We start from the raw sequence: 24,290 nt of genomic DNA, 5'->3' as shown, positions 1-24,290 counted from the left end.
CGTTATGGCCCGTGGGGTTAACAAAGTCATATTGGTCGGTACTTGCGGCCAGGATCCAGAAGTTCGCTACCTGCCTAACGGCAACGCCGTGACCAACCTGAGCCTGGCGACCAGCGAACAATGGACCGACAAGCAGACCGGCCAGAAGGTCGAGAAGACCGAATGGCACCGCGTGTCGATGTTCGGCAAAGTGGCCGAGATCGCCGGCGAATACCTGCGCAAGGGTTCGCAGGTGTACATCGAAGGCAAGCTGCAGACCCGCGAGTGGGAAAAGGACGGCATCAAGCGCTACACCACTGAAATCGTGGTCGACATGCAAGGCACCATGCAATTGCTTGGTGGCCGTCCGCAAGGCGACCAGCAGCAGGGTGGCAACAACTACCAGCAGTCCGCCCCGCGCCAGCAAGCCCCTCGTCCGCAGTCAGCGCCACAGCCACAACGCGAGCGCCCGGCCCCACAACAGGCCGCGCCGCAGCCGGCACCGGATTTCGACAGCTTCGATGACGATATTCCGTTCTGAGGCAGCTCTGAGCATCAAGCCCCAAGCTCCAAGCTGAAACAAAACCGCGCTTCGGTTCCCGAGGCGCGGTTTTTTTCTGCCTGAGAGTTGGTTAGGGCTTTTCGACAGCCAGTAGTTGTTCCGTATTCACCACCTTCGCATAGGCAAACCCCAGCGCTGACATGAATGCGGCATGGACATGGGCAGCAGGGACGACAAGCCCATTGAATTCCAGGTCGCGGCTGGCGCAGGCGTCGTGGACCACCGTCACCTCATAACCCATGTCAGCGGCCGCCCGCGTAATGCCGTCGATGCACATGTGGCTCATGCTACCCACGACCACCAGCCGTTCGATACCGTGATGCTCGAGTGTCGCTTGCAGCTCGGTTTCGCGAAACGCATTGACGAAGTGTTTGAGCACCACCGGTTCGTCGGCGCGGTTGGTTACCTTGGGGTGCAACTGCGCGCCTTCGGAGCCTGGCGTGAAGAAAGGGGCCTGGTCGGAAGTGAATTCATGGCGGATGTGAATCACCTGGTTTGCGGCCTGGCGAAACGCCTCGATCAACCTGGCGGCGTTATCGGCGGCTGCTTCGGCGCCGGCCAGAGGCCATTTCCCTTGGGGGAAGTAGTCATTCTGGATATCGACTACGATGAGCGCTTGCTTGGACATGGGGTCTTCCTCGTTTAATCAGGATGTGGCGCCAGTATTGGCGTTTGTCCGGGATTCGACGATTGGCCGCAACGACAATAAGCGAGGGAAAACTGACAATGGCGCAGGAAAGGGCATTCGTCGAACTCGGCGTGCTGATCTACCCCGGCGCGCAAATGGCGGCGGTGCACGGTTTGACCGACTTGTTTGCGGTGGCGGATGCCATCGCGGCGGAGCAGGCCAGTGTGCAATTGCCACGGCTGCGCGTAAGTCACTGGCAAACGGCGAACGGCGAAGTGCCGTCGCGGGTGTTTGCCAGCGATGCCGGTCCGCACGCGCCCTTGATCGCCTTGTTGATACCGCCCTCTATTGCAGGCTTCAATGAAGCTATCGCGACGCCGACCCTGATGGATTGGCTACGGACGCAGCACGCAGGTGGCACCGTTTTGGGCGGGGTTTGCGTCGGCTCGATCCTGCTGGCCGAAAGCGGTTTGCTGGATGGGCGCAGCGCGACCACCCATTGGACTTCAGCCACGACCTTCGCGGCGCGTTATCCCAAGATCAAGCTGGACGCCGATAAACCCATTGTGGACGACGGCGATCTGATCACCACCGCCGGGCTCATGGCCTGGGCGGAGCTTGGGCTGCGGCTGGTGGATCGTCTGCTCGGGCCAAGCATCGCCACACGCACCGCACAGTTCCTGGTGATCGAGCACAGCGACAGCGCGAGCCAGTGCGGCAGCAATTTCGCGCCAATCCTGGGGCATGGCGACGGTGCGATCCTGAAGGTGCAACACTGGCTGCAACGCAGCGGCGCGGTGGATGTTTCCCTTGGCGCGATGGCCGAACAGGCGGGACTGGAAGAGCGCACCTTCCTGCGCAGGTTCCGCGCGGCCACGGGGCTCAAGCCCACCGAATACTGCCAGCACCTGCGAGTTGGCAAGGCTCGGGAAATGCTGGAATTCACCAACGGCACCATCGATCACATCGCCTGGACCGTCGGCTATCAGGACCCTTCTGCCTTTCGAGCGACTTTCAAGAAAATCACCGGCTTAGCGCCGAGTGACTACCGGGCGAAATTTGGCGTGACCCCTCAGAACGCACCCAGAGGCTGACGGGGATGTGCGCAGCGGTCGTGCAAATTGCCGGACGTCCGCTTGCAGTCGTGCAGAATGAAACAGGCCCGGTGCCACATTATTCGCCCATCCCCCCGTTTCCTCGACCGTTCGTCCCCTGCCGAGCCGTTGGCCTGATCTCTGCAATCCTTATAGCTACGGCTATTGAGCGCAGTTAAAAGGACAACGCATGACGTCGATCCCTCGTGACAAATTAGTGGTGGCCCACTCGGTCAATCCCCAGGCACCCCTGCATGAAGTCGAAACCAATAGGGCTCTGGCCCGCTGGTTGGCGAATATCCTTGGCTTGGAATACGGCGGCAGTTACGACAGCCAGCAACACGCCGAGCGGGATTTGTATCTGTTGCCTACGCAAACTCTGATCGGTCCAGAGGCCGCGTTGCGTCTGGGCGTCAAGGGACCGGACGATCTTTGGGGCGGCTATGTCGATCACGATTTCATCTGCACCAAGGCGATTGCCCATGGTCTGTTGAATAAGGACGCGGTCGCGCCGAAGGGCTGGTCACCGCTGTTCGGCAAGTTGACCCGTGGCGTCGTGCTTGATGGTGTCAGCGTCTTCTCGCTCAAGGATGCGCGCCAGGCCGCCGAGCATTTGCTCTACGCCGGGCCGATTCGCTTCAAGCCAATCCATGCTTGTGCCGGACGGGGTCAGCGGGTTATCCGCAGCATCGCGCAATTCGATGAAATCGTCGCGGCTCCAGACGCCCAGGCGTTATTCAGCGAGGGGATCGTGCTGGAGCAGAACCTCAATGAGGTCAAGACCCAGAGCGTGGGCCAGAGCTTTATCAACGGCAAGGTCCTGAGCTATTGCGGCGTCCAGCACCTGACCCGCGACAACCAAGGCGAAGAGGTCTACGGCGGCTCTGACCTGCTGGTGGCCCAGGGTGGCTACATCGAGTTGCTCGGCCTGGAATTGCCGGACGATGTACGCGAAGCGGTGCGGTTGGCGCAGGTGTTCGATGACGCTGCCAACCAGGCGTATCCCACGTTCTTTGCTTCGCGGCGCAACTACGACATTGCCCAAGGGACCGACACCGGTGGCCAATTTCGCGGCGGCGTGCTGGAGCAGTCGTGGCGAATGGGCGGCGCCAGCAGCGCGGAGCTCGCGGCATTGCAGGTGTTTGTCGAGGATCCCGCGACCCGCGCGGTTCGGGTGTCCTCGGTTGAGACCTACACCGACCAACCACTGCCGGCCGGCGCTACGGAGGTTTATCGCGGCGCGGCAGAGAATAGTGATTTCCTACTCAAATACGTAACGGTCCAATCCTATGACGGCTAGAAGCGAAACCATCCAGATTGCCATTGACGATGAGCATATGAACGGGACCTTCCTCAGCCCCAAGTCGAAGGTCCCCGGCGTGTTGTTCGTACACGGTTGGGGCGGCAGCCAGGAGCGCGACCTGGAGCGGGCCAAGGGCATCGCCGGCCTGGGCTGTGTCTGCCTGACCTTCGACTTGCGTGGGCATACGGGGGGCGCCGGGATCCCGCTGTCACGGGTCACGCGGGAGGACAATCTGCGGGACCTGCTGGCGGCCTACGACCGATTGCTCGCCCATCCCGCCCTCGATACCTCGGCGATAGCCGTGGTTGGCACCAGCTACGGTGGCTACCTGGCCTCGATCCTGACCTCGCTGCGTCCGGTGCGTTGGCTCGCCTTGCGCGTGCCGGCACTTTATCGCGACGAGCAATGGCACACGCCCAAGCGCGACCTGGATAAAGCCGACCTGCTCGATTATCGCAGCACGCTCGTCCATGCCGACACCAATCGCGCCTTGCACGCGTGCTCGCAGTTCACAGGCGATGTGCTGCTGGTGGAGTCCGAGACCGACGATCATGTGCCCCATGCCACCATCATGAGCTACCGCGCCGCCTGTCAGCAGACCCATTCGCTGACCCACCGGATCATCGACGGCGCCGACCATTCCCTGAGCGACCCCGTGTCACAACAGGCCTACACCTCGATCCTGGTGAGCTGGATCACGGAGATGGTGGTGGGCGAGCGGTTGAGCATCATTCAGGAGCGGTAGACATAAGTGTCCAGGCGGGCCTGTTCGTCGGATCAGGCACCGCATCACTTGACCCCAGGCTTGACCCGCAACGCCTTGGCCTTCGCCTCGATCACCAGGTACATCACCACCGTGATCAACAACGGCAGGATGAAATAGATCGCCCGATAGGCAATCAGCCCCGCGATCAAGCTGCCCCGCGACACCTCATGCTGCAGCAGCGCGACGAACACCGCTTCCAGCACGCCGAGCCCAGCGGGAATGTGAGTGATCACCCCGGCGATACTGCTGATCAGCAACACCCCGAGCACCACCGGGTAATCCAGTTTGCTCGGCAGCAACGTAAAGATCACCGCCGCCATCAACGACCAGTTCAACGCCCCGAGGGCCAGTTGCAGCACGGCCATGCGCAGGGAAGGCAGGTTGATCTCCATCCCCCGAACCGTCCAGGCGCGGCGTTTTGAAAAGCGGCAGGCCAGCAGGTAGCCGGCGCTTGCCAGCAACAACAGCGCCCCGACGCCTTGCAGTGCATTGCTGCTCAGCTTCCAGCCTGGAGGCATGGTCACCAGGCCGCTGCTGAACACCACGCCGGCCAGGGTCATATAACCGAACCAGTTGGTTGCCAGGCTCAAGCCCAGGATCTTGGCGATATTGCCCGTGCTCACCCCCAGCCGCGAATAAAGTCGGTAGCGCATGGCGATGCCACCTACCCAGGCGCTGAGGTTGAGATTGAACGCATAACTGATCACCCCCACCGGCAGGATCTGCCGCCACCCAAGTTTCTGCCGGATGTAGGTACGGCCGATCAGATCGAAGCAGGCGTAGGTGACGAAACTGGTGATGGTCAGGGCGGCGGCAATGAAAAGCGTGCGCAGCTTGAAGTCCGCCAGGGTGGTGAAAACCTCGGACCAGTCGATGCGCCGAGCCAATGCGGTGAACAGCACAATCAACAGCAGGAAAAAAGCCAGGGTCAGCGGGCGTTTCCAGCGGCTCCAGCGGGACTTGGGCTTGGCCTGTTCCGGCGCATGGGCATCTCTCGGCGCGGTGTGCGCGTCAGAGTGGTTCATGGGGTTCGCTCCGGACCGCCGTCGGCGGTGAAAAAGGTTTCAGACGTGGTTTATGGGCCGGCAGCCATCCGGCCCAGGCCGGAAAATGACGCAGGAAGTGGAACACCATGAAACCGATAGTCATGCGCCAGAGCAGCCCGCGCGGGGCGTGGTTTTCTGGCATGACGGTGCAGTGATTGCGGCTCAGGTGTTCGAGGCGCTCGAACAGTTCGCGGTTGAAGCCGCGGTCGCGGATCAGCACGTTGGCTTCCAGGTTCAGCGACAGGCTCAGCGGGTCGAGGTTGCTCGAACCCACGGTGGCCCAGTCCTCGTCCACCAGGGCGACCTTGCCATGCAGCGGGCGCTCGCAATATTCGTAGATCGTCACGCCGGCCTTGATCAAATGGTCATAAAGCATCCGCGCCGCCAGCTTGGCGATCATCATGTCCGGTTGCCCTTGCAGGATCAGCCGGACCTCGACGCCGCGTCGCGCGGCGTTGCGCAGCTCACGCAGCAACCGATAACCGGGGAAGAAATAGGCGTTGGCGATCACTACCCGGCGCTGGGCGCTGCGCAGCACTTGCAGGTAGACCTCCTCGATGTCGGTCTGATGCTCGTGGTTATCGCGATAAACCAGGCGCACCTGACCGTCATGATCATTGAATGCCAGCTCGGTACGGCGGCTGCGGCGACGTTGCCACCAATACTTGGCCCGGGCCGGACGCCCGGTTTGCAGCAGCGCGAAGTGATGGATATCCACCACCGCCGGGCCTTTGATCTCCACCGAATAATCCTGCTTGGCCTCGGGGCCGAAATCGCCCAGGTGGTCAGCGGAAAAGTTGATCCCGCCGATGAATGCGATCACGCCATCCACTACCACGATCTTGCGGTGCAGGCGGCGGAACCAGTTGGTGCGGATGCCCAGGTGCCGTGGGGCAGGGTCGAACATTTGCAGGCGTACTCCGGCATCGCTCAACGACGCGAGAAACGCAGTGCTCAGCTCACCGCAACCAAAACCGTCGAGGTTGACGGTGATGCGTACGCCGCGCTTGGCCGCGTCCACCAATATGTCCCGCAGTTCGAAGCCGACCTTGTCCTCGAACAGAATGAAAGTCTCCAGGAGAACTTCTTCCTGGGCACGGCGAATCGCCTCGAAGATACGTGGGAAATACTCCTCTCCGTTTTCCAGGAGCGTGACGCGGTTGTTGCCATGCCAGCCATATTCGACGTCGGCCAGCGCCGGGTTGCGCTCGGTGGGCGGTACCTCGACCTTTTCCACCGTCGCCTTGTTCATCGTCGCGCTCATAATTCAATCTCCACCGACAGCGGTGCGTGGTCGGAAAGGTGCGACCAGGGTCGTACATTCAGTACCTGGGCGTGATGGGCCTTGAGGTTGCGCACATAGATCCGGTCCAGGCGCAAAATCGGCAGGCGTGCCGGAAAACTTCGGGCCGGTTTGCCCCACTGTTCAGCGAACACCTCCCGCAAACCGCAGGGCTCGAGCAGGTCAGTGGCCTTGCCGCGCCAATCGTTGAAATCCCCCGCGACGATCACTGGGGCCTCGGGCGGCAGCTCGCCCAGGCGTTGGCAAAGCAACTTCAATTGTTCTACGCGATGGCCTTCACGCAGCCCCAGGTGGACGCAAATGGCGTGCACGTCCCGTCCACCCTCAGCGTTCGGCAGGCGCAATACGCTGTGCAGCATGCCGCGGCTTTCATGGCCGCTGATGGACACGTCGAGGTTGTCGTGGCGGATGATCTGGAATTTCGACAGCAACGCGTTGCCATGGTCGCCCGCCGGATACACCGCGTTGCGCCCGTAGGCGAACTGCGGCCAGAGGGTGTCGGCGAGGAATTCGTATTGGGGAATGCTCGGCCAGTTGCTGTAGCGCTGGGGATGGTGCTCGTGGGTGCCATGCACTTCTTGCAGGAACACCACGTCGGCGGAAACGCTGCGCACGGCTTCGCGCAGTTCCGGCAGGATGAAACGCCGGTTCAACGCGGTGAAGCCCTTGTGCGTATTGACCGTCAGCACCGTGAATCGATTGACCTGGTCGAGCAAGCGCTGCGCGGCGTCCTGCAACGGCTCGCGGGTGGCTTCGCTGGATTCTGGCGTGCTCATGGCAATACTCCTTCTGCCGGGCGCTCACCGGGAGCGGTGGCGAGGTGCTTGTCCAGGTCGAAGCGCTCCAGCAGGTGGCGCGCGTCGTAGGGCGCGCGGACCTTGATGTCGTTGTCGAAATAGCAGAACACCTCTCGGCTCTTGCGTGCCCGAGGCTTTTTTTTCGGATCGATCAACTGGGCGTCGCTCGGCTGCGTGCCGTGGCTCCAGGCCTCGATCCGGTCGCCCCAACGCTTGAGCGCCTCGTCGGTATAGCCGCTGGCGTACAGCTCTTCGGCGCCGTGCAGGCGCAGGTAGACGAAGTCACTGGTCACGTCCTCGCGATAGGGCCATTTTCCGGCGGTATCGGCGACCACCAGGGCGACGTCGTAGCGTTTGAGCAGGGCGACGAAGCGTGGGTCGACGAAGCTTTCATGTCGGATCTCCACCGCGTGGCGCAATGGTCGCTTTTTATCGGTCTCGGTGCTGGCGTGGCCGTCCAGGCGCGACTCGTGCTCGCGTGCCAGCGCGGCGGCGGCGTGGGTGTCGTGGGGCAGCTGCTTGAGGAAGTCCTCGAACAGCTCCGGGTCGAATTTGAAGTTGGGCGGAAACTGCCAGAGGATGGCGCCGAGTTTTTCCTTGAGCTCCAGCACCCCGGAAGCGAAGAAATTCGCCAACGGCTTGTGGATATCCCGCAGGCGTTTGACATGGGTGATGAAGCGCGGCGCCTTGACGCTGAACACGAAGCCTGGCGGCGTCTCGGCGTACCACTGGGCATACCGCTCGGGACGTTGCAGGGCGTAGAACGATCCATTGATTTCGATGCTGTTGACCGCTCGAGAGGCGAATTGCAGTTCCCGTTTCTGCGCCAGCCCCTTGGGGTAGAAGTCGCCCCGCCAAGGCGTGTAGCGCCAACCGGAAATGCCAATGTGGATCGCCGTCATGTATCCCTCCCGTGCCAATGACCTCGTACCGCCTGTGTCTTTTGATGACCGCTGGGCGGGCTGGAAAGTTTCGATGGCCTTACCGACGGAAGGGGCTGAGCAGTTGTGGCGAGGGGATTTATCCCCGCTGGCCTGCGCAGCAGGCCCAATAAGGTCGGGCATGATCAGCCTGAGACACCGAGGGGCTGCTTTTGGGGCCGCTGCGCAGCCCAGCGGGGATAAATCCCCTCGCCACCAGGGTTGTATTGGCCTTCCGAGCGAACTTGCCGGCCCGTTGTTGATCAGTTCCTTACCGATCCTGCGTGAAGGAGCCCTGCGTCTTGTCCCGATTGAGCACTGTGTTGCTGCTTTTCCTGCTGGCCATGGCCGGCACCAGCGCCTACGGGACCGCTGCGATCCCCGGCACCTCCAAGCCCGCCGAAGCCCCGGCCGAACCCGAGCCGCTGGTACAGGGGGGCCTGTTGGGGGCCATCAGCTCGAGCATCGACGACGTCCAGGACAAGCTCGACCTTGACCGCAGCCTGGTGGGCGCGTGGCGTCTGCGGGCGGATCGTGCGGCGGACGAGGTGGATCGCCTGGTGGATCAGACGTCCCGCTCGTCGTGGCGTGTGGCGGGGGATTTCCTGTTGCTTTCGGGCGTGTGGCTGGGGACGTTTGCGCTGATATGGAGCAGCACGCGATTGCTGATGCGCCGTTTGAGTCGGCGCCGCTGGCTGCGCACTCGCCAACGGATGCTGGACCTGCTCGGCTACCTGCTGCCTTACACGTTACCGGCCGTGGCCTGTCTGCCGCTGACCCTCTATGTCAGCCATTTCCTGCAAGTGTCGGTCGGCCGGGCGTTGGCGTTGTGTTTTGCCTACGCCACCAGCAGCGGCATTGTCTCCACATCGGTACTGCTCTGCGTCATCGTCATGTTCAATGGCGGCCACAAGCGGCGAGCAGTGGCGATCCTTCGTCGTTTCAGCCCGCGGCCGTTGTTCCTGATCGGCTTCCTGGCCGCGCTGAGCGATGCCTTGACCAGCCCGCAGATCGCTCGACAGCTGGGTGGCAACATCACCAGCAGCGTCGCGGTGTTCACCGGCCTGTCGGCTTCGATGATCTTCGGTTGGCTGGTGATCCACATGCGCCGGCCGGTGGCCCATCTGATCCGCAACCGGTCGCTGACCCAGCGCTTGAAGCAACCCGCATTGCAGGAGTCGCTGCGGATCTTTTCCGGCCTTTGGTACTGGCCGATCCTGCTGATGGTACTGGTGTCGGCGGTGAGCCTGGTCGGTGTCGGCGAGGACAACCAGAAGGCCCTGCGTTGCGCCTTGTTCACCACCATTTTGCTGATCGCGACGGTGTTCCTCAGCACCGTGTTCCAGCACATCTTCAAGTCCCCCAAAGCCGAGGCCATCCAGCGCCACAGCGCCTACAAAGGGCGGCTGTTGAGCCTGTTGCATGGGTTGTTGCGCATCGTCATGGCCGTGGCATTCATTGAGATCCTCGGGCGGATCTGGGGCGTGTCGCTGTTCGAGTTCGCCTCGCGCAATGCCGTGGGGCGGGCGATCAGTGATTCCCTGAGCCGCATTGGCTTGATCTTCCTGGTGACGTGGTTGACATGGGTAGTGCTCGACACGGCGATCCAGGAAGCACTGAAACCACCGCTCAACAAGCGCGGCGCTCGCCAGCCCAGCACGCGGGTCAAGACCATCCTGCCGCTGTTGCGCAACGCGTCGAAAATAATCCTGGTGGTGATTTGCGCGATCACCACCATGGCCAATCTCGGCATCAACGTCGCGCCATTGCTCGCGGGGGCCGGCGTGGTGGGGCTGGCGATTGGTTTTGGATCGCAACAATTGGTCCAGGACGTGATCACCGGGCTGTTCATCATCATTGAGGACACGCTGTCCATTGGCGACTGGGTGGTGCTCAGCTCCGGCCATGCCGGCACCGTCGAAGGCCTGACCATCCGCACCCTGCGCCTGCGCGACGGCAAGGGCTTCGTGCATTCGGTGCCGTTCGGGCAGATCAAGGCCGTGACCAACCAATCCCGGCAATTCGCCTTTGCGTTTTTCTCGGTGCAGTTCACCTACGACACCGACGTGGACCGCGCCATCGAGCTGATCCGCGAAGCCGGCGATTCGATCTCCGAGGACCCATTTCTCAAGTTCAACCTGCAAGGGCCGCTGGATGTATTCGGCGTGGACAAGATGGACCTCAACGGCGTGGTCCTCACCGCCCAGTTCCGCACGGTCTCGGGCGGACAATATGCCGTGAGCCGGGCGTTCAACCAGCGGTTGAAAAAGCTTGTGGATAACGAGCCGTCGGTGCACTTCGCGCAGACTTATCCACAGCAGGTGGTGTTGCCGAAGCGCTTGGTTGAGGAGCCGAAGGAGGAAGGTGCTGCCCCTGAGCAAACTCAGTAAGTTGCTCAGTTTTATAGTGATGCTAGTGGCCCCTTCGCGAGCAGGCTCGCTCCCACAGGGTTGGCCATTCACCGTAGATCCAATGTGGGAGCGAGCTTGCTCGCGATGGGGTCCAGCCAGACACCCTCAACTTTTCTGAATAAGCTTGTTCCTGACCCCCGCCATCCCTTCTGCATCCAACTCCACAAACAGATGCTGCTTGCCCGCAACCACCGCAGCCACCGGCAACCCGTCCCGATAAACCAGCCGATTACTCGCCAGCGCCGGTACTTTCGCCCCCAGCAACGTGCCAGCGAGGTTCAACGGATCGACCCCGCACACCGCCACCAGGCTGCCATCGATGGGCCTGCGCCGTGCGTCGCGCAGCAGCGGGATGGCTTCAGGCAAGGCGAACTGTTCGCCGGCCAGCCCGCTGACGAAACGCCCGCCCCGAATCTCGCCTCGCGCCTCCAGGCGATGAAACGTGCGCAGCAACTCACGCCAACTCGGCAGCCAGTCGGCTTCGCGTTCCAGCAAACGCCAGAACACCACGCCATAACGGCGCAGCAGGGTCATGGCGATGTGTTCCAGCGTGTCGGGCGGTGTGGGCGCGGGCCGGTTGCCGGGTTCTGGCGCTGGCGAGCTGCGGCGCAGCAAGGCCCAGCGCCCAGCATCGTCCATGCCTCCGACAAACGCCCCGCGCCCGCGCCGGCTGCTGCGGGCCTGGCGTTTGCTGGCGGGGGTGATCAGGGCACGCAGCCCGGCGAAGCTGTCGGCATTCACCAGCCCGGCACCGACCAATTCCTGCAAGGCGGTTTCCAGTTCGCTGCGCAGCAGGTGGGCCTCGTGCAGCAATTCATCGAAAAACAACGCGCCGTGTTCACTGAGGGCTTGATGGACTTTTTGCGTCTTGAGCGACAGTTCGCTGATCGGTGTCTGCTCGGCGAGGCTGCTCCACAGCGCGACCTTGGCGCGCGGCAGCAACACGATTGGCGTGCTGCGCAGGGCGCTGGCGGACAGCTTCTGGCGGGCGCTCAGGCGCGTCCAGACGAACTTGCCGCTGCGGCACAGCTCGTCAAGCCAGGTCGGCGAATAATCCTTGATCCGCGCCGGCAAAAGGTCGCTGTCCCAGGCCGAGGCGGCGGCCGGGTAGCCCTCGAACTGGCTGATGATCGATGGCAGCACGGCGCTGCCCCGGCCCTGGCTGGACGGCGACAAGTGCTGCCAGTCGAACAGGAACCGCATGAAGTCCTGCAACATTACCGGCTCGATTTCCCGGCGCAGGCGCTTGACCGTGTAGCGGTGGATCCGCGCCAGCAGATGCCGTTCGCACCATTCCTCTTGCCCGGTGCCCGGGGTAAAGCGACCGCGCAGCACATAGCCTTGCTGTTCCAGCTGGGCCAGGGCCTGGGTCGCTTGCGCCGGCGACAGCCCAAGCGGGTAGGCGATCGCGGTCAATGGCTGCGGGCCAAAGGCGCTGAGACGCGCGCGCAGCACTTCCACCACGGCCTCGTCGCTGTCCCACGGCGCATCAAACCCCGGCAGCGGTGCCAGCGGCGGCTGCCATTGGGCTTGTGGATAAATTGCTTGCAAGCACGTCAGCCGCTCCAACGGCACCCACAGGCCGCGTTCATCGCTGATTCGCACATGGCTGGCGCGGCCGCGCTCGGCCAGGGTTTGCAGCCCCTCCAGCCACGACGGATCGGCGCTGGCTTCGCTGTCGGCGATGCAGGCCAGGCTCATCAGCGCTTCGTGGATTTCATCGATACTGGTCGGCGTCGGCCAGGCCTCTTCCCGCACGGCCTGGATGGCATCGGCGTCCAATGCGCCCAGGTCATCGGTGGACTGCGGATCGCTCCAGCGTCGATTGATCACCGCTTGGGTGCGGCGTTCTTCCAGCGGCGCGTCGTCGAGAAAGGTATAGGGCCGGGCGCTGAGGATTTCCGCCGCCAGGGGCGAGGGCGCAGGCAGGTCGCGGCTGACCAAGTGTATCTCGCCCGCCTCCATCCGCCGCAGCAGGGCCAGCCAGCCTTCGCTGTCCATGGCTTCATGGAGGCAATCGTCGAGGGTCTGTTCCACCAGCGGGTGGTCGGGAATCTCACGCTCGCCGGCGAGGTTTTCCAGGCACGCGATCTGGTCAGGAAATACGCTGGCGATCAAATCTTCACTTTTCATGCGCTGGATCTGCGGCGCGACTTTGCGCCCGCCCGTGTAGCGCGGCAACGCCAGGGCCACGCCGGCGTTCCAGCGCCAGCGCACGCCGAACAACGGCGCGTCCAGCACCGCCTGGACCAGGATCTGTTCGGCGCTCTGGCTGTTGAGGTAGCGCCAGACTTCGTCGAGTTCGAAGCTGTGGCTGGTGGACAGCGACAGCACGATGGCGTCCTCGCTGGCGGCGGCCTGCAATTCGAAGTTGAAGGTGCGGCAGAAACGCTTGCGCAGGGCCAGGCCCCAGGCGCGGTTGATGCGACTGCCGAAAGGCGTGTGGATGATCAGTTGGGTTCCGCCGGATTCGTCGAAAAACCGTTCCATCACCAATGTGTCCTGGGAGGGCAGGGCGCCGAAGGCCAGGCGCGCCGGGGCCAGGTAATCGAGGATCTGTTCGGCGCTGGCGAGGTTCAGGTGCAAGGTGCCGGTCAGCCAGTCGAGGGCCGGTTGCAGGTTGCCCGGCGTGGCGCCGAGCAACTGATCCAGCTGGGCTTGCAGGCGGGCCACGGCCAGGGACAGTTCGGCGCTGCGCCCTGGGGCTTCGCCGAGCCAGAACGGAATGGTGGGCGGTTGGCCCTGGGCGTCCTCGACCCGCACGCGGCCGGTCTCGACGCGAATGATCCGGTACGAGGTATTGCCGAGTTGGAAGACGTCGCCGGCGATGCTCTCGACAGCGAAGTCTTCGTTGACGCTGCCGATGTTCAAGCCCTGCGGTTCGAGCAGCACGCTGTAGTCAGCGTTGTCCGGGATGGTGCCGCCGCTGGTCACGGCCGTCAGCTTGCTACCGCGCCGTCCACGCAAGGTCCGGGTCACGGCATCGCGGTGCAGGTAGGCACTGCGTACGCCTTGCCGGCCATTGAGGCCTTCGGCGAGCATTTGCAACAGGGCCTGGTAATGATCTTCGTCGAGCCCGGCATAGGGCGAGGCGCGGCGGAACATCTCCAGCAACGCCTGCTCATGCCATTCCTGGCAACTGACCTCGGCGACAATCTGCTGGGCCAGGACGTCCAGCGGCGCCTTGGGGATGTGCAGGATGTCCAGCTCGCCACGGCGCACACAATCGAGCAGGGCGGCGCACTCGATCAAGTCGTCGCGCGTGGTAGCGAACAGGCGCCCCTTGGGCGTGCCGCCGACCTGGTGACCGGAGCGGCCAACCCTTTGCAGGAACGCCGAGATCGAACGGGGCGAGGCGATCTGGCAGACCAGGTCGACGTCGCCGATATCGATGCCCAACTCCAGCGACGCCGTGGCGATCAGTACCTGCAGCTCGCCGCGCTTGAGGCGTTGCTCGGCGTCGAGGCGAAACTCCTTCGCCAAGCTGCCGTGGTGGGCCGCCACCGAGTCTTTGCCCAGGCGCTCGCTCAAGTGACGACTCAGGCGTTCGGCCAGCCGCCGGGTGTTGACGAATACCAGTGTGGTTCGGTGCGCCCGGGCCAGCTCGGCGAGGCGGTTGTAGACCAGTTCCCAGACGTCATTGGCCATCACCGCAGAAAGCGGCACCGGCGGCACCTCGATGTCCAGGTCGCGGGGGCGGGCGTGGCCGATGTCGACAATTTCACAGGCGCGTCCTTCACCGACGAGAAACCGCGATACCGCCTCGATGGGCTTTTGCGTGGCGGACAAGCCGATGCGCACCAACGGTTCGGCGCACAGCGCTTGCAGCCGTTCCAGGCTCAAGGCCAGATGGCTGCCGCGCTTGCTGGCGGCGATGGCGTGGATTTCATCGACGATCACCGTGCCGGTGCTGGCAAGCATCTGCCGGCCGGAATCGGAGCCGAGCAGCACATAGAGCGATTCGGGCGTGGTCACGAGGATGTGCGGCGCGGTCTTGCGCATCGCCGAGCGTTCTTTTTGCGGCGTGTCGCCGGTGCGCACGGCGGTGGTGATGGGCAAGGGCGGCAGCCCCATTCGCTGCAATTGCTCGGTGATGCCGGCCAGGGGATTCTGCAGGTTGATCTGGATGTCGTTGCTCAAAGCCTTGAGCGGCGAGACGTAGACCACGAGTGTCTCGTCCGGCAGCCCGCCTTGCTCCAGGCCACGATGTACCAAGTCATCCAGGACCGCGAGAAATGCGGTCAGGGTCTTGCCCGAACCCGTGGGCGCGGCGACCAGCACCGAGCGGCGCTGGCCGATCAACGGCCACGCCCGGGCCTGGGCGGCCGTGACGGCCGGGAATGTCTGGCTGAACCAGGCGCGAACGGCGGGATGAAAGCCTGCCATGGCGTGGTCGGCTGCAAGGGGCAGATTCATGGGGGCAGTTTAGGCGGGTGGGGTGGGGAGGATGCAAGTGGCAAGGGATTTATCCCCGCTGGACTGCGCAGCAGTCCCTTTGATTAACACCTGGGTGGGTCAGGCTCGCCTCATTTGCTTGGTTGGGGCTGCTGCGCAGCCCAGCGGGGATAAATCCCCTCGCCACAAGAGCTCGGCAACCGCCTTGGAAGACGGCAAACCCGGCGATCTACACATTACGGATGACGGTTGCGCACTAAACCCGCAAAATGCAACGATTCCGGCGACGCCCTCGGGCGTTGTCGACCAAATTCTTGTGCCAACAGACTGGGCCTGCTGACTTTATGCGAATGCGCCTTATGTTACTGGGCGGCGGAAATGCCCTTGGGCAGGCGCTGATTCGCCTCGGTGCGGAAGAAGACATCGGTTTTCTCGCCCCCCGCCCCCCCGAAGACGGCTGGGATGCCGCGAGCCTCACGCAGTTGCTCGACGACACCCGGCCGGACGCCTTGATCAACCTGGCGTACTACTTCGACTGGTTCCAGGCCGAAACCGTCAGCGAGCAACGCCTGGCCAGCCAAGAGCGGGCGGTCGAGCGCCTGGCCGAACTGTGCCAGCATCACAACATTGTCTTGCTGCAACCGTCGAGCTATCGCGTGTTCGACGGCTCCCGCGCCACCGCCTACAGCGAAAAGGATGAACCGGTGCCCCTGGGCCTGCGTGGCCAGGCGTTGTGGCGCATCGAGCAAAGCGTGCGCGCCACTTGCCCGCAACATGTTCTGCTGCGTTTTGGCTGGCTGCTGGACGACAGCGCCGACGGCATCCTCGGCCGTTTCCTGGCCCGGGCCGAGCAGCCTGAAGAGTTGTTGCTGGCCGACGACCGTCGGGGTAACCCCACGCCGGTGGACGATGCCGCGCGGGTGATCATTTCGGTGCTCAAGCAACTCGATTGCGCGGCGCCGCTGTGGGGCACCTATCATTACGCCGGGCATGAGGCGACCACGCCGCTGGCTTTGGGCCAGGCGATCCTCACCGAAGCCCGCGCCCTGCACCCGCTGGCCATCGAGTCGCCGACGCCCCAGGCCCACGCCGCAAGGCCGGACGCGGCGGAAGAACCGCAGCACGCGGTATTGGCCTGCAAGAAAATTCTGCACACCTTCGGGATCAAGCCCCGCGCCTGGCGCGCCGCACTCCCGGCCCTACTGGATAGGTTCTATCGCCATGGCTGAAGGCCCAGTTCTCATCACCGGCGGCGCGGGTTTCATTGGTTCGCACCTGACCGACGCCTTGCTTGCCAAAGGGCATTCGGTGCGCATTCTCGATGACCTGTCCACTGGCAAGCGCAGCAACCTGCCGCTGGATAACCCGGCTCTGGAGCTGATCGAGGGCGATGTCGCCGACGCCGCGCTGGTCGCCCGGGCCGTGGCCGGTTGCAGCGCCGTGGCGCATCTGGCCGCCGTGGCCTCGGTGCAAGCCTCGGTGGACGACCCGGTGCGCACGCACCAGAGCAATTTCATCGGCACCCTGAACGTCTGCGAAGCCATGCGCCAGGCCGGGGTGAAGCGGGTGCTGTTCGCCTCCAGCGCCGCGGTCTACGGCAACAATGGCGAAGGCCAGTCCATCGACGAAGAGACGCCCAAGGCGCCGTTGACGCCTTATGCGGCAGACAAACTGGCCAGCGAATTCTATTTCGACTTCTATCGTCGCCAGCATGAACTGGAGCCGGTGGTGTTCCGCTTCTTCAACATCTATGGTCCGCGCCAGGATCCATCCTCGCCGTATTCAGGCGTCATCAGTATCTTCAGCGAACGGGCGCAGAAAGGCCTGCCGATCACCGTGTTCGGCGACGGCGAGCAGACTCGGGATTTCGTCTACGTTGAGGATCTGGTGGACGTGCTGGTCCAGGCCATCGAAAAACCGGAAGTGGAGGTCGGCGCGGTGAATGTCGGCTGGAACCAGGCCACGACCTTGAAGCAGATGCTCCAGGCCCTGGCCGTGGTGGTGGGCGATTTACCTACGATCAGCCATGGCCCGGCGCGCTCCGGCGATATCCGCCATTCGCGGGCAAACAATGCTCGTTTACTGGAGCGCTTCAACGTCCCGAAGCAGACGCCGATGAGCGTGGGGCTGGCGCGGTTGTTGGGGCGCTGAGTTTCGCAGCCGAAAAAAAGGCGCCTTTCGGGGCGCCTTTTTTGTAAGTCATGCATCGCTTTTGTGGCAAGTGAAACCTGTGGCGAAGGAGCTTGCTCCCGCTCGGGCGCGAAGCGGTCGCAAATTCGTCGGGCCTGCTTCGCAGTCCAGCGGGAGCAAGCTCCCTCGCCACGGGGTGTGTAGGCATGTCAATGTCGTGTGGGGTCAGAACTTGTAACCCAACCCAACCATGTAGACGAACGGGTCCACATCGACGTCCACTTTGGCCCTCGTACCGCCGGCCACGGCGTTGTTGTCGACATAGGCCGTGGTATCGATGTCGATGTAGCGGATCTGGCCGTTGATCATGATGTTGTCTGTCAGCATATAGTCGGCACCGACTTGCCACGCCATGCCCCAGCTGTTTTTCGCGCGAAAGTTGCTGAACCCATTGGCGCTGGCTTCGCTGCCGACGTGTTCGTCATAGATCCAGGTGTAGTTGATGCCGGCGCCGACATAGGGTTGGAATGCCGACTTGGCGTCGAGCGGGTAGTAGACCAGGCTCAGGGTCGGCGGCAGGTGCTTGAGGGTGCCGAGCTTGTTGTTGGCGGCGCCGAGTGCGGTGCCCTTGAGTTTCACGTCGTGCTCGAATGGCGAGGCCGCCAGCAATTCGATTCCCCAGTTGTTGGTGAGCATGTAGGCGAAGTTCAGGCCCAACTGTGTGTCGCTGCTCAGGGTCGCCTTACCGCCCAGGTCGGCGCCGGCCAGCGGGCCACGGTCGACCTTGACGCTGGAGCTGTCGGCGTCCGGGTTGACCGTGATCGCGCCGGCGCGAACGATGATGTCGCCGGCGGTATGGGCTTGGGCAAACGGCGCAGCGAGGGCTAGCGCGATGAGGGAGGCGCTGAGCAGAGACTTGTGCATGGGGGCTCCAGAAGGAATCGAAAATTGATGTCCCATGGTACGAAGCCGTCTGGCCCGGTCTTTTGACTCAGCTCAATGAAAATGTGATGAAGCCCATCGCGAGCAAGCTATCGCAAAAACAACGCATCACTGCGGGGTCACTCCGGCAGTTCATAGACATAAATCTTTTGCGCCTCCATCTGATACCCGGCATCGGCCAGTTCACTGGTGGACGGCTTGACCTGCATCGGCCCTTCGACCCAGTACGGTTGGTACAGCTCGTCGAGCTTGACCCCGACTTCGCTTTTCACATGCACGATCTGGTTCGACGGCGGGGGCGGCACGTGGATGCAGGCGCCGAAATACGGCACCAGCAGGAAATCGGTGGTACGGCCTTCCTCGCTGACTTCCAGCGGCACGATATAACCGGGCAAGCGGATCTGCTGGCCATCGAGGGCCTTGACCACCGGGGCATTGGGCAGGTCCTGCTTGGCCGCCGGGGCGGATTCGGCGGCCAAGGCATCGCTCATCTTCGACAGGTCGTGCAGGGGCGTCATGTTCGGCACTTCCGGCGGCGCATCTGGTGGGATCATCTCCGACCAGGCCAGGTCCCTCGGCTCGGCCGCCCACAGCGGCAGGGAAACCATAATCAACAGTGCAAGCAGGGCGCGGGGCATTTTCAACGTCCTCATAAACGGATCGACAGGCCATCGGCCAACGATTGGCGATAGGCGCGCCAGGCCGGCACGCTGCCCATCAGCAGGGCGGCGACCAGAATGCCAGCCAGCAGCGCCCATTCATACTCGCTCGGCCAGCCCAATGGCAGGTACAAACCGTAGGCCGACTGCACATAACCCTGGGCGGCGGCGATGCCGATGTACAACAAGGCCAGCCCGGCGGTGACCCCGGCCAATGCCAGGGCGAAGGCTTCGAGTACCAGCAGGCTCGCGATATGCCAGGGCCGCGCGCCCACCGAACGCAGGATCGCCATCTCCCGGCGCCGCTCGTTGAGGCTGGTGAGAATCGCCGTGAGCATGCCGATCAAGCCAGTCAGCACGACGAACAGCGAGATCACGAACAAGGCTTTTTCCGCCGTGCCCATCAGGCTCCACAGTTCTTGCAGCGCCACGCCCGGCAGGATCGCCAGCAGCGGTTCGCCACGAAACTCATTGATCTCGCGTTGCAAGGCGAAGGTGGAAATCTTGCTGTTGAGGCCAAGCATGAACGCGGTAATCGCTTTCGGCGTGAGGTCCATGTTGCGGGCCTGGTCGGCGCTGATGCGCCCATTGCCCTGGGCCGGCACGCCATTTTTCCAATCGATATGGATGGCCTCCATGCCGCCGAGGCTGATGTGCAGCGTGCGATCCACCGGCGTGCCAGTGCGCTTGAGAATCCCCACCACGGTAAAGGGTTTGTCGTCGTGCTTGACCAGGCTGATCGCCGCCACGCCGTGGGCCAGCACCAGCTTTTCCCCGAGTTTGTAATGCAGCGCCTCGGCCACTTCCGCGCCGAGCACCACTTCGAATGGGTCGGTGGCGAACGCGCGGCCATCGGCCAACGCCAGGTGTTGCCGGCGGCCGTACTGGTAATGCTCGAAGTAGGCCTCGGTGGTGCCCATCACCCGGTAACCGCGATGGGAGTCGCCAAGGGACATGGGGATCGCCCACTTCACTTTCGGGTTGTTGGCGAACTGCTCGAAGCTGTCCCAGCGGATGTTGTTAGTGGCGTTGCCGATGCGAAACACCGAGTACAGCAACAGATTCACGGAGCCGGAGCGGGCGCCGACGATCAGGTCGGTGCCGCTGATGGTGCTGGCGAAGCTGGCCCGCGCCTCGGTGCGCACTCGCTCCACCGCGAGCAACAGGCACACCGAGAGGGCAATGGCAAAAGCGGTAAGGATCGCGGTGAAGCGACGGTTCGCCAGGCTGGCCATGGCTAGACGGAGCAAATACATCTCAGACCTCGAGTGGCTTGGCGGCGCGATTCAGATCGGCCAGCGAGAGGTGACGGTCGAACAGCGGCGCCAGGCTCTGGTCGTGACTGACGAACAACAGGCTCGACCCGGCTTCGCTGCATTCGGCGAACAGCAGACGCAGGAAGTTTTCCCGGGCGTCGTAGTCCAGGGCTGAGGTCGGTTCGTCGGCGATCACCAGTTCCGGTTGACCGATCAGGGCCCGAGCGGCGGCGACCCGTTGTTGTTGGCCGATGGACAGCGAGTCGGCCCGGCGCTCCAGCAGGTTCGTATCGTTCAGCCCCAGGTGGGCCAACAATGTGGCGGCGGCTTGATCGACACTCCCGTGGCGCTGGATGGCCCGTTGCGCGCGCAATTTCGAGAAATGGCAAGGCAGTTCGACGTTCTCGCGCACCGAGAGAAACGGCAGCAGGTTGAACTGCTGGAAGATGTAGCCGGTGTGGTCCACGCGAAAGCGGTCGCGGCTGCCCGCGCCCAATTCGGTGAGCTCCTGGCCAAGCAGGCGGATGCTGCCGCGATCCGGCGTTTGCACACCGCCCAACAGCCCCAGCAAGGTGGTCTTGCCGCTGCCGCTCGGCCCCTTGAGGAACAAGGTTTCGCCGGCATCCAGGCGAAACGCCGGGATGTCCAGCAGTGGCGGATGCCCGGGCCAGCTGAAGCCCAGGTCGGACAGTTCGATGAGTGCTTGGGTCATATCGCCGGTTTTTCAGGTTAACGGGAATTCCTGTGGGAGCGAGCCTGCTCGCGAATGCGGTGAGTCAGTCAACATCGGTTTGGATGTGCCGGCGCCTTCGCGAGCAGGCTCGCTCCCACATGGTTTTTGCGGTGAATCAGAATTTCAACGCTGGCGCCTTGGCCGTCACTTCCACGCCTTGCTGGCCGCTCGGGCTGATCAGTTGTACCTGAATTTTCTGCGTGGCCGGGAAGGTTTTGAACAGTGTCGCCAGATCCAGGTTCTTCAAGGCGCCAGGGGCCGTGCAAGTGAATTGATAGTCGGCATGGATCTCGCTGTGTTCGCCATGGTGCTCGTCGCCATCTGCCTCTTCGTCGTGGTCTTCGTGGTCCGGCTCATCACCGAACAACGGGCTTTCCAATTCCTGCTGGGCCACGGTGCACTTGGCGGCGGCCGGCAGGTTGAACAACGCCAGGGGTTTATCCAGCTGCGCCCGCACGGCGGCGACCTTGGCTTTGTCGGCATCGCTGCTGGCGGCGTGTTCGAAGCCCACCAGGTTCATCGCCGGGCTTTCCAATTCCAATTCCAGGGTCTGGCCATCCAGGGCCGCATTCAACCGGGCGACGCCGTGCTCATGGGCGCCCAGGCTGCCGTGCTCGTGATCATGCTCATGATCGTGGTCATGCTCCACCGCCGCGTGAGCGACAGCCAATGGCAGCAGGGCGAATGGCAGGGCAAGAAGCAAACGACGCATGACGAATCTCCAGAAAGGTTATGTAATCTTATAACGATAGTGCGAGGAGTTTGACCATCTGCTTGGCGTCGCGCAAGGCCCATGGGAGCATGGGCAGATGAAATCTTCAGGAGCACGCTGATGTTGCGGATACGCGGGACGGTCGGTGATTGGCCGGTGGACTTGACGATAGAGATGGATGAAGGCGACTGGGCGCAGCTCGGCGCGCGATTGCAAGTGGCCAAGTCCGAAGGCGCGGCGGCGGCGCCCGCCAAGTCGACGAATCAGGATGACGCCCAGTGGCAGATCGCCCGGGAGTTGTTGCGCAAGGCCGGGCAACTGAGCGGCCCGGACTTGCTCGAACAGCTTGAGAGCCTGACCGGCAGCGCCTCGTCAGGCAAGCGCTTGCTGGTGCGCCTGCGCCACAGCGCCGAGGTCAAGGTGCTGAGCGGCGGGGATACGCCGCTCTACAGCTGGATCGGTCAGTAAAGCGCGGCGAACAGCTTGCGACGGTAGGTCGTCACCAGCGGGTGATCGTTGCCCAGCAGTTCGAACACTTGCAGCAACGTCTTATGGGGCAGGCCTTCGCTGTAGCTGCGATTGCGGATGAACAACTTGAGCAGCGCCTCGAGCGCTGGCTCGTACTGCTGGCGCGCCAGTTGCTGGATCGCCAGTTGATACACCGCCTCGTCGTCCTGAGAATCTTTCGCCAGCCGCGCCTTGAGGTCGGCGGCGTCCGGCAGATCCTTGGCCAGGCCGAGAAACTGGATCTGCGCCTTGGCGCCAGCCAGTGCGGCCTTGTGTTCATCGCTTTTCACGGCGTCGAGCACTGTTTGTGCCTCGCCCAGCTCGCCGCGCTCGGTCAGGCAACGTGCGTAAAGGATCAGCGCCTTGGCGTTGGTGTTGTCTTCGCCCAGCAACACGGTGAGCACGGCTTCGGCATCGGCGAAGCGGCCCTCATCGAACAGCGCCTGGGCCTGTTCGAAAGGGTCGGCTGCGGCTGGAGGCGGCATCTGCACATGGGGTTCGAGCATCGCCCGCACCGCCGATTCCGGTTGAGCCCCGGCGAAGCCGTCCACCGGCTGGCCGTCCTTGAACAGCACCACGGTCGGCAGGCTGCGAATGCCGAAGCGGGCGACGATGTCTTGCTCGACGTCGCAGTTGACCTTGGCCAGCAGCAGTTCGCCCCGATAGCTCTCGGCGATACCTTGCAACATGGGCATCAGTGCCTTGCAGGGCGCACACCACTCGGCCCAGAAATCCACCAGCACCGGTTTTTGAAAAGAGTTGGCGATCACCGACTGGTCGAAATCGGCCGTGGTGGCGTCGAAGATGTAAGACGTGTCCTGGGTCATGGGGAATCTCGTAGAACGCTTGAATGGGGCAACTATACGGCTTGGTGGGGGTGGCTGAAAGCGGGGGCTTGCGGCGCCTGATAGACCGCTATCGCGAGCAGGCTCGCTCCCACCGTGTTTTATGCTGCCTGCATTTTTCATGAACTGAACAGAGTTCTATGTGGGAGCGAGCCTGCTCGCGATGCTTTAAGACAAGCGCCGCGCGTGGTACAGGCTCACATGCCGAAACTCCTCCGGCTCAGCCAGGTCCGGCAAGGTCATGGCCTCGAGCATTTCGATGCGTCGGTACAGCGGATGCTGGAAGTCCCGCACCCGGGAATCCGCCACCAGTGCCTCGCGGCCACGGCTGAGGAACTGGTCCAGCAGCGGCAGGTTCGCCCGGTCGTAGAGCACGTCGGCGACGAGGATCAGATCGAAGCGATCAGCCTCGGCGAAAAAATCCGTCGAATAACCCAACGTCACGCCGTTAAGCACTGCATTGGCCTGGCACGCGGCAAGCGCCAGCGGATCCAGGTCGCAGGCCACCACTTCCAGCGCCCCGGCCTTGACCGCCGCAATGCCCGCCACGCCGGAGCCGGCACCGAAATCCAGCACTCGCTTGCCCTCGACCCATTGTGGCTGTTCGGCCAGATAGCACGCCATCGCCAGGCCGCTGGCCCAGCAGAAGCTCCAATACGGCGGCTCGTGGAGGATGCGCCGGGTTTCTTCCGGGCTGAAGGCTCGGTCCATGTTGTCGCCGTCGATCAACCACAGCTTCAAGTCTGTGTCCGGCAGCGCACAGGCCACCAAACGTGCATCGCCAAGTAACTCGTCCAGCGCTTGTTGCAGGTCCTGCGGTGGCCTCATGGCGCTTTGACGAATTGCAGGACGCCCAGCGCCTGGGTGGTCGGTTGGCTGATGCGTTGCTCCGGCAGGTGCAGGATCAACTGGCCCGACTGGCTGGCCCGGCCGCGCAGTTCCACGCGGGCGCCAACGGGGAAGGCTTCGGGGTTGAAGCGCAGGCGGAAGGGCAGTGCCTGGTTGGTGCCGATCAGGCTGGAACTGGCGAGCAGTTGCTGCGGGCGATCCTTGTCATCGATCACCAGCAGCGCCAGTTCCACCTCGGCCCCTGCCGGCACGCCTTGCAAGGTACCGCTTAGTTCTCGCTGATGCGCCGGCAGCGGCCCAAGCTCGGTGGCTTGGCGGGCCTTTTCCTGAGCCTGTTTAGGCGCGGGCGCCGGGGCTGGCGCGGCGGGTTTCGGGGCGTCGCTGCTGCACGCCATCAGCAGGCTGAAGAGACTGAGCAAAACAATGGATCGTAGCGGCATGGGTGGCTCCAGC

At 63.2% G+C, this 24,290-nt stretch carries 22 protein-coding genes; 8 read left to right on the top strand and 14 right to left on the bottom strand.

Annotation, left to right across the window (positions count from 1 at the left end; genetic code table 11):
• The first annotated feature begins 4 nt into the window (after positions 1–4).
• Positions 5–520, top strand: a complete 516-nt coding sequence (locus J3P76_RS22585; RefSeq protein WP_024778338.1) for a single-stranded DNA-binding protein — start codon at positions 5–7, stop codon at positions 518–520.
• Positions 521–611: 91 nt separating this feature from the next.
• On the opposite strand, the gene J3P76_RS22580 is transcribed toward J3P76_RS22585, so the two are convergent.
• Positions 612–1,169: a cysteine hydrolase family protein gene (locus J3P76_RS22580; RefSeq protein ID WP_434701266.1), complete on the bottom strand. Its 558-nt coding sequence runs from the start codon at positions 1,167–1,169 to the stop codon at positions 612–614.
• A gap of 98 nt (positions 1,170–1,267) precedes the next feature.
• Between J3P76_RS22580 and J3P76_RS22575 the strand changes: the two genes are divergently transcribed.
• From J3P76_RS22575 to J3P76_RS22565, 3 genes are all read left to right on the top strand, one after another.
• Positions 1,268–2,263 (top strand): GlxA family transcriptional regulator, encoded by a 996-nt coding sequence (locus tag J3P76_RS22575; RefSeq protein WP_434649890.1) that lies wholly within the window; start codon positions 1,268–1,270, stop codon positions 2,261–2,263.
• Between the two features lie 190 nt (positions 2,264–2,453).
• Positions 2,454–3,563: a DUF3182 family protein gene (locus J3P76_RS22570; RefSeq protein WP_434609264.1), complete on the top strand. Its 1,110-nt coding sequence runs from the start codon at positions 2,454–2,456 to the stop codon at positions 3,561–3,563.
• On the top strand, positions 3,553–4,311 hold the full coding sequence (locus J3P76_RS22565; RefSeq protein ID WP_305498458.1) for an alpha/beta hydrolase family protein: 759 nt from the start codon (positions 3,553–3,555) through the stop codon (positions 4,309–4,311). The genes J3P76_RS22570 and J3P76_RS22565 overlap by 11 nt, the downstream gene beginning before the upstream one ends.
• Positions 4,312–4,355: 44 nt before the next feature.
• Here the strand turns inward: J3P76_RS22565 and J3P76_RS22560 are convergent, their stop codons facing one another.
• Genes J3P76_RS22560 through J3P76_RS22545 form a run of 4 tightly spaced genes read right to left on the bottom strand, consistent with a single transcriptional unit; the run spans position 4,356 to position 8,380 of the window.
• Positions 4,356–5,357 carry a lysylphosphatidylglycerol synthase domain-containing protein gene (locus J3P76_RS22560; protein WP_420767535.1) on the bottom strand — a complete coding sequence of 334 codons (1,002 nt, stop codon included), beginning with the start codon at positions 5,355–5,357 and terminating at the stop codon, positions 4,356–4,358.
• The gene (clsB, locus tag J3P76_RS22555) at positions 5,344–6,642 is read right to left on the bottom strand and encodes a cardiolipin synthase ClsB (RefSeq protein ID WP_434701265.1); all 1,299 of its coding nucleotides are present in this window, start codon (positions 6,640–6,642) and stop codon (positions 5,344–5,346) included. The genes J3P76_RS22560 and clsB overlap by 14 nt, the downstream gene beginning before the upstream one ends.
• Positions 6,639–7,457 (bottom strand): endonuclease/exonuclease/phosphatase family protein, encoded by an 819-nt coding sequence (locus J3P76_RS22550; protein ID WP_420767537.1) that lies wholly within the window; start codon positions 7,455–7,457, stop codon positions 6,639–6,641. Before J3P76_RS22550 ends, clsB begins: the two co-directional genes overlap by 4 nt.
• On the bottom strand, positions 7,454–8,380 hold the full coding sequence (locus tag J3P76_RS22545) for a DUF72 domain-containing protein (protein WP_420767538.1): 927 nt from the start codon (positions 8,378–8,380) through the stop codon (positions 7,454–7,456). Before J3P76_RS22545 ends, J3P76_RS22550 begins: the two co-directional genes overlap by 4 nt.
• Before the next feature lie 362 nt (positions 8,381–8,742).
• On the opposite strand from J3P76_RS22545, the gene J3P76_RS22540 reads away from it, so the two are divergent.
• A complete protein-coding gene (locus J3P76_RS22540; protein WP_434702050.1) occupies positions 8,743–10,788 on the top strand; it encodes a mechanosensitive ion channel family protein in 2,046 nt (681 codons plus the stop codon).
• Between the two features lie 126 nt (positions 10,789–10,914).
• On the opposite strand, the gene J3P76_RS22535 is transcribed toward J3P76_RS22540, so the two are convergent.
• On the bottom strand, positions 10,915–15,225 hold the full coding sequence (locus J3P76_RS22535) for an Lhr family helicase (protein ID WP_434701264.1): 4,311 nt from the start codon (positions 15,223–15,225) through the stop codon (positions 10,915–10,917).
• A 323-nt stretch (positions 15,226–15,548) separates the two neighbouring features.
• Here J3P76_RS22535 and J3P76_RS22530 point away from each other — a divergent pair, with 323 nt between their 5' ends.
• The gene (locus J3P76_RS22530) at positions 15,549–16,433 is read left to right on the top strand and encodes a sugar nucleotide-binding protein (protein WP_420767540.1); all 885 of its coding nucleotides are present in this window, start codon (positions 15,549–15,551) and stop codon (positions 16,431–16,433) included.
• Positions 16,426–17,355: an NAD-dependent epimerase/dehydratase family protein gene (locus J3P76_RS22525; RefSeq protein ID WP_420767541.1), complete on the top strand. Its 930-nt coding sequence runs from the start codon at positions 16,426–16,428 to the stop codon at positions 17,353–17,355. The genes J3P76_RS22530 and J3P76_RS22525 overlap by 8 nt, the downstream gene beginning before the upstream one ends.
• 204 nt (positions 17,356–17,559) lie before the next feature.
• On the opposite strand, the gene J3P76_RS22520 is transcribed toward J3P76_RS22525, so the two are convergent.
• The 5 genes from J3P76_RS22520 to J3P76_RS22500 form a co-directional block, all read right to left on the bottom strand.
• Positions 17,560–18,258, bottom strand: a complete 699-nt coding sequence (locus tag J3P76_RS22520) for an OmpW/AlkL family protein (protein ID WP_420767542.1) — start codon at positions 18,256–18,258, stop codon at positions 17,560–17,562.
• 137 nt (positions 18,259–18,395) lie between these two features.
• Positions 18,396–18,914: a DUF3299 domain-containing protein gene (locus J3P76_RS22515; RefSeq protein WP_434701263.1), complete on the bottom strand. Its 519-nt coding sequence runs from the start codon at positions 18,912–18,914 to the stop codon at positions 18,396–18,398.
• 11 nt (positions 18,915–18,925) lie between these two features.
• Positions 18,926–20,191, bottom strand: a complete 1,266-nt coding sequence (locus tag J3P76_RS22510) for an ABC transporter permease (protein ID WP_434675448.1) — start codon at positions 20,189–20,191, stop codon at positions 18,926–18,928.
• A 1-nt stretch (position 20,192) separates the two neighbouring features.
• Positions 20,193–20,903: an ABC transporter ATP-binding protein gene (locus tag J3P76_RS22505; RefSeq protein WP_434701262.1), complete on the bottom strand. Its 711-nt coding sequence runs from the start codon at positions 20,901–20,903 to the stop codon at positions 20,193–20,195.
• A gap of 136 nt (positions 20,904–21,039) precedes the next feature.
• Positions 21,040–21,636, bottom strand: a complete 597-nt coding sequence (locus J3P76_RS22500; RefSeq protein ID WP_434562068.1) for a DUF2796 domain-containing protein — start codon at positions 21,634–21,636, stop codon at positions 21,040–21,042.
• 120 nt (positions 21,637–21,756) lie between these two features.
• On the opposite strand from J3P76_RS22500, the gene J3P76_RS22495 reads away from it, so the two are divergent.
• The gene (locus J3P76_RS22495; protein WP_434675447.1) at positions 21,757–22,104 is read left to right on the top strand and encodes a hypothetical protein; all 348 of its coding nucleotides are present in this window, start codon (positions 21,757–21,759) and stop codon (positions 22,102–22,104) included.
• Here J3P76_RS22495 and trxA read toward each other — a convergent pair.
• From trxA to J3P76_RS22480, 3 genes are all read right to left on the bottom strand, one after another.
• Positions 22,098–22,970, bottom strand: a complete 873-nt coding sequence (gene trxA / locus J3P76_RS22490) for a thioredoxin (protein ID WP_434701261.1) — start codon at positions 22,968–22,970, stop codon at positions 22,098–22,100. The two genes, J3P76_RS22495 and trxA, sit on opposite strands and share 7 nt — an antisense overlap.
• Positions 22,971–23,156: 186 nt before the next feature.
• Positions 23,157–23,816, bottom strand: coding sequence for a class I SAM-dependent methyltransferase (locus J3P76_RS22485; RefSeq protein WP_434701260.1), 660 nt, complete (start codon positions 23,814–23,816; stop codon positions 23,157–23,159).
• Positions 23,813–24,277, bottom strand: coding sequence for a YbaY family lipoprotein (locus J3P76_RS22480; protein ID WP_420767550.1), 465 nt, complete (start codon positions 24,275–24,277; stop codon positions 23,813–23,815). Before J3P76_RS22480 ends, J3P76_RS22485 begins: the two co-directional genes overlap by 4 nt.
• Positions 24,278–24,290 lie beyond the last annotated feature (13 nt).

It is taken from the genome of Pseudomonas sp. D1-36, from assembly GCF_051132205.1.
In the GTDB taxonomy this organism is placed as follows: domain Bacteria; phylum Pseudomonadota; class Gammaproteobacteria; order Pseudomonadales; family Pseudomonadaceae; genus Aquipseudomonas.
This window is presented reverse-complemented; position numbering and strand designations above follow the sequence as displayed.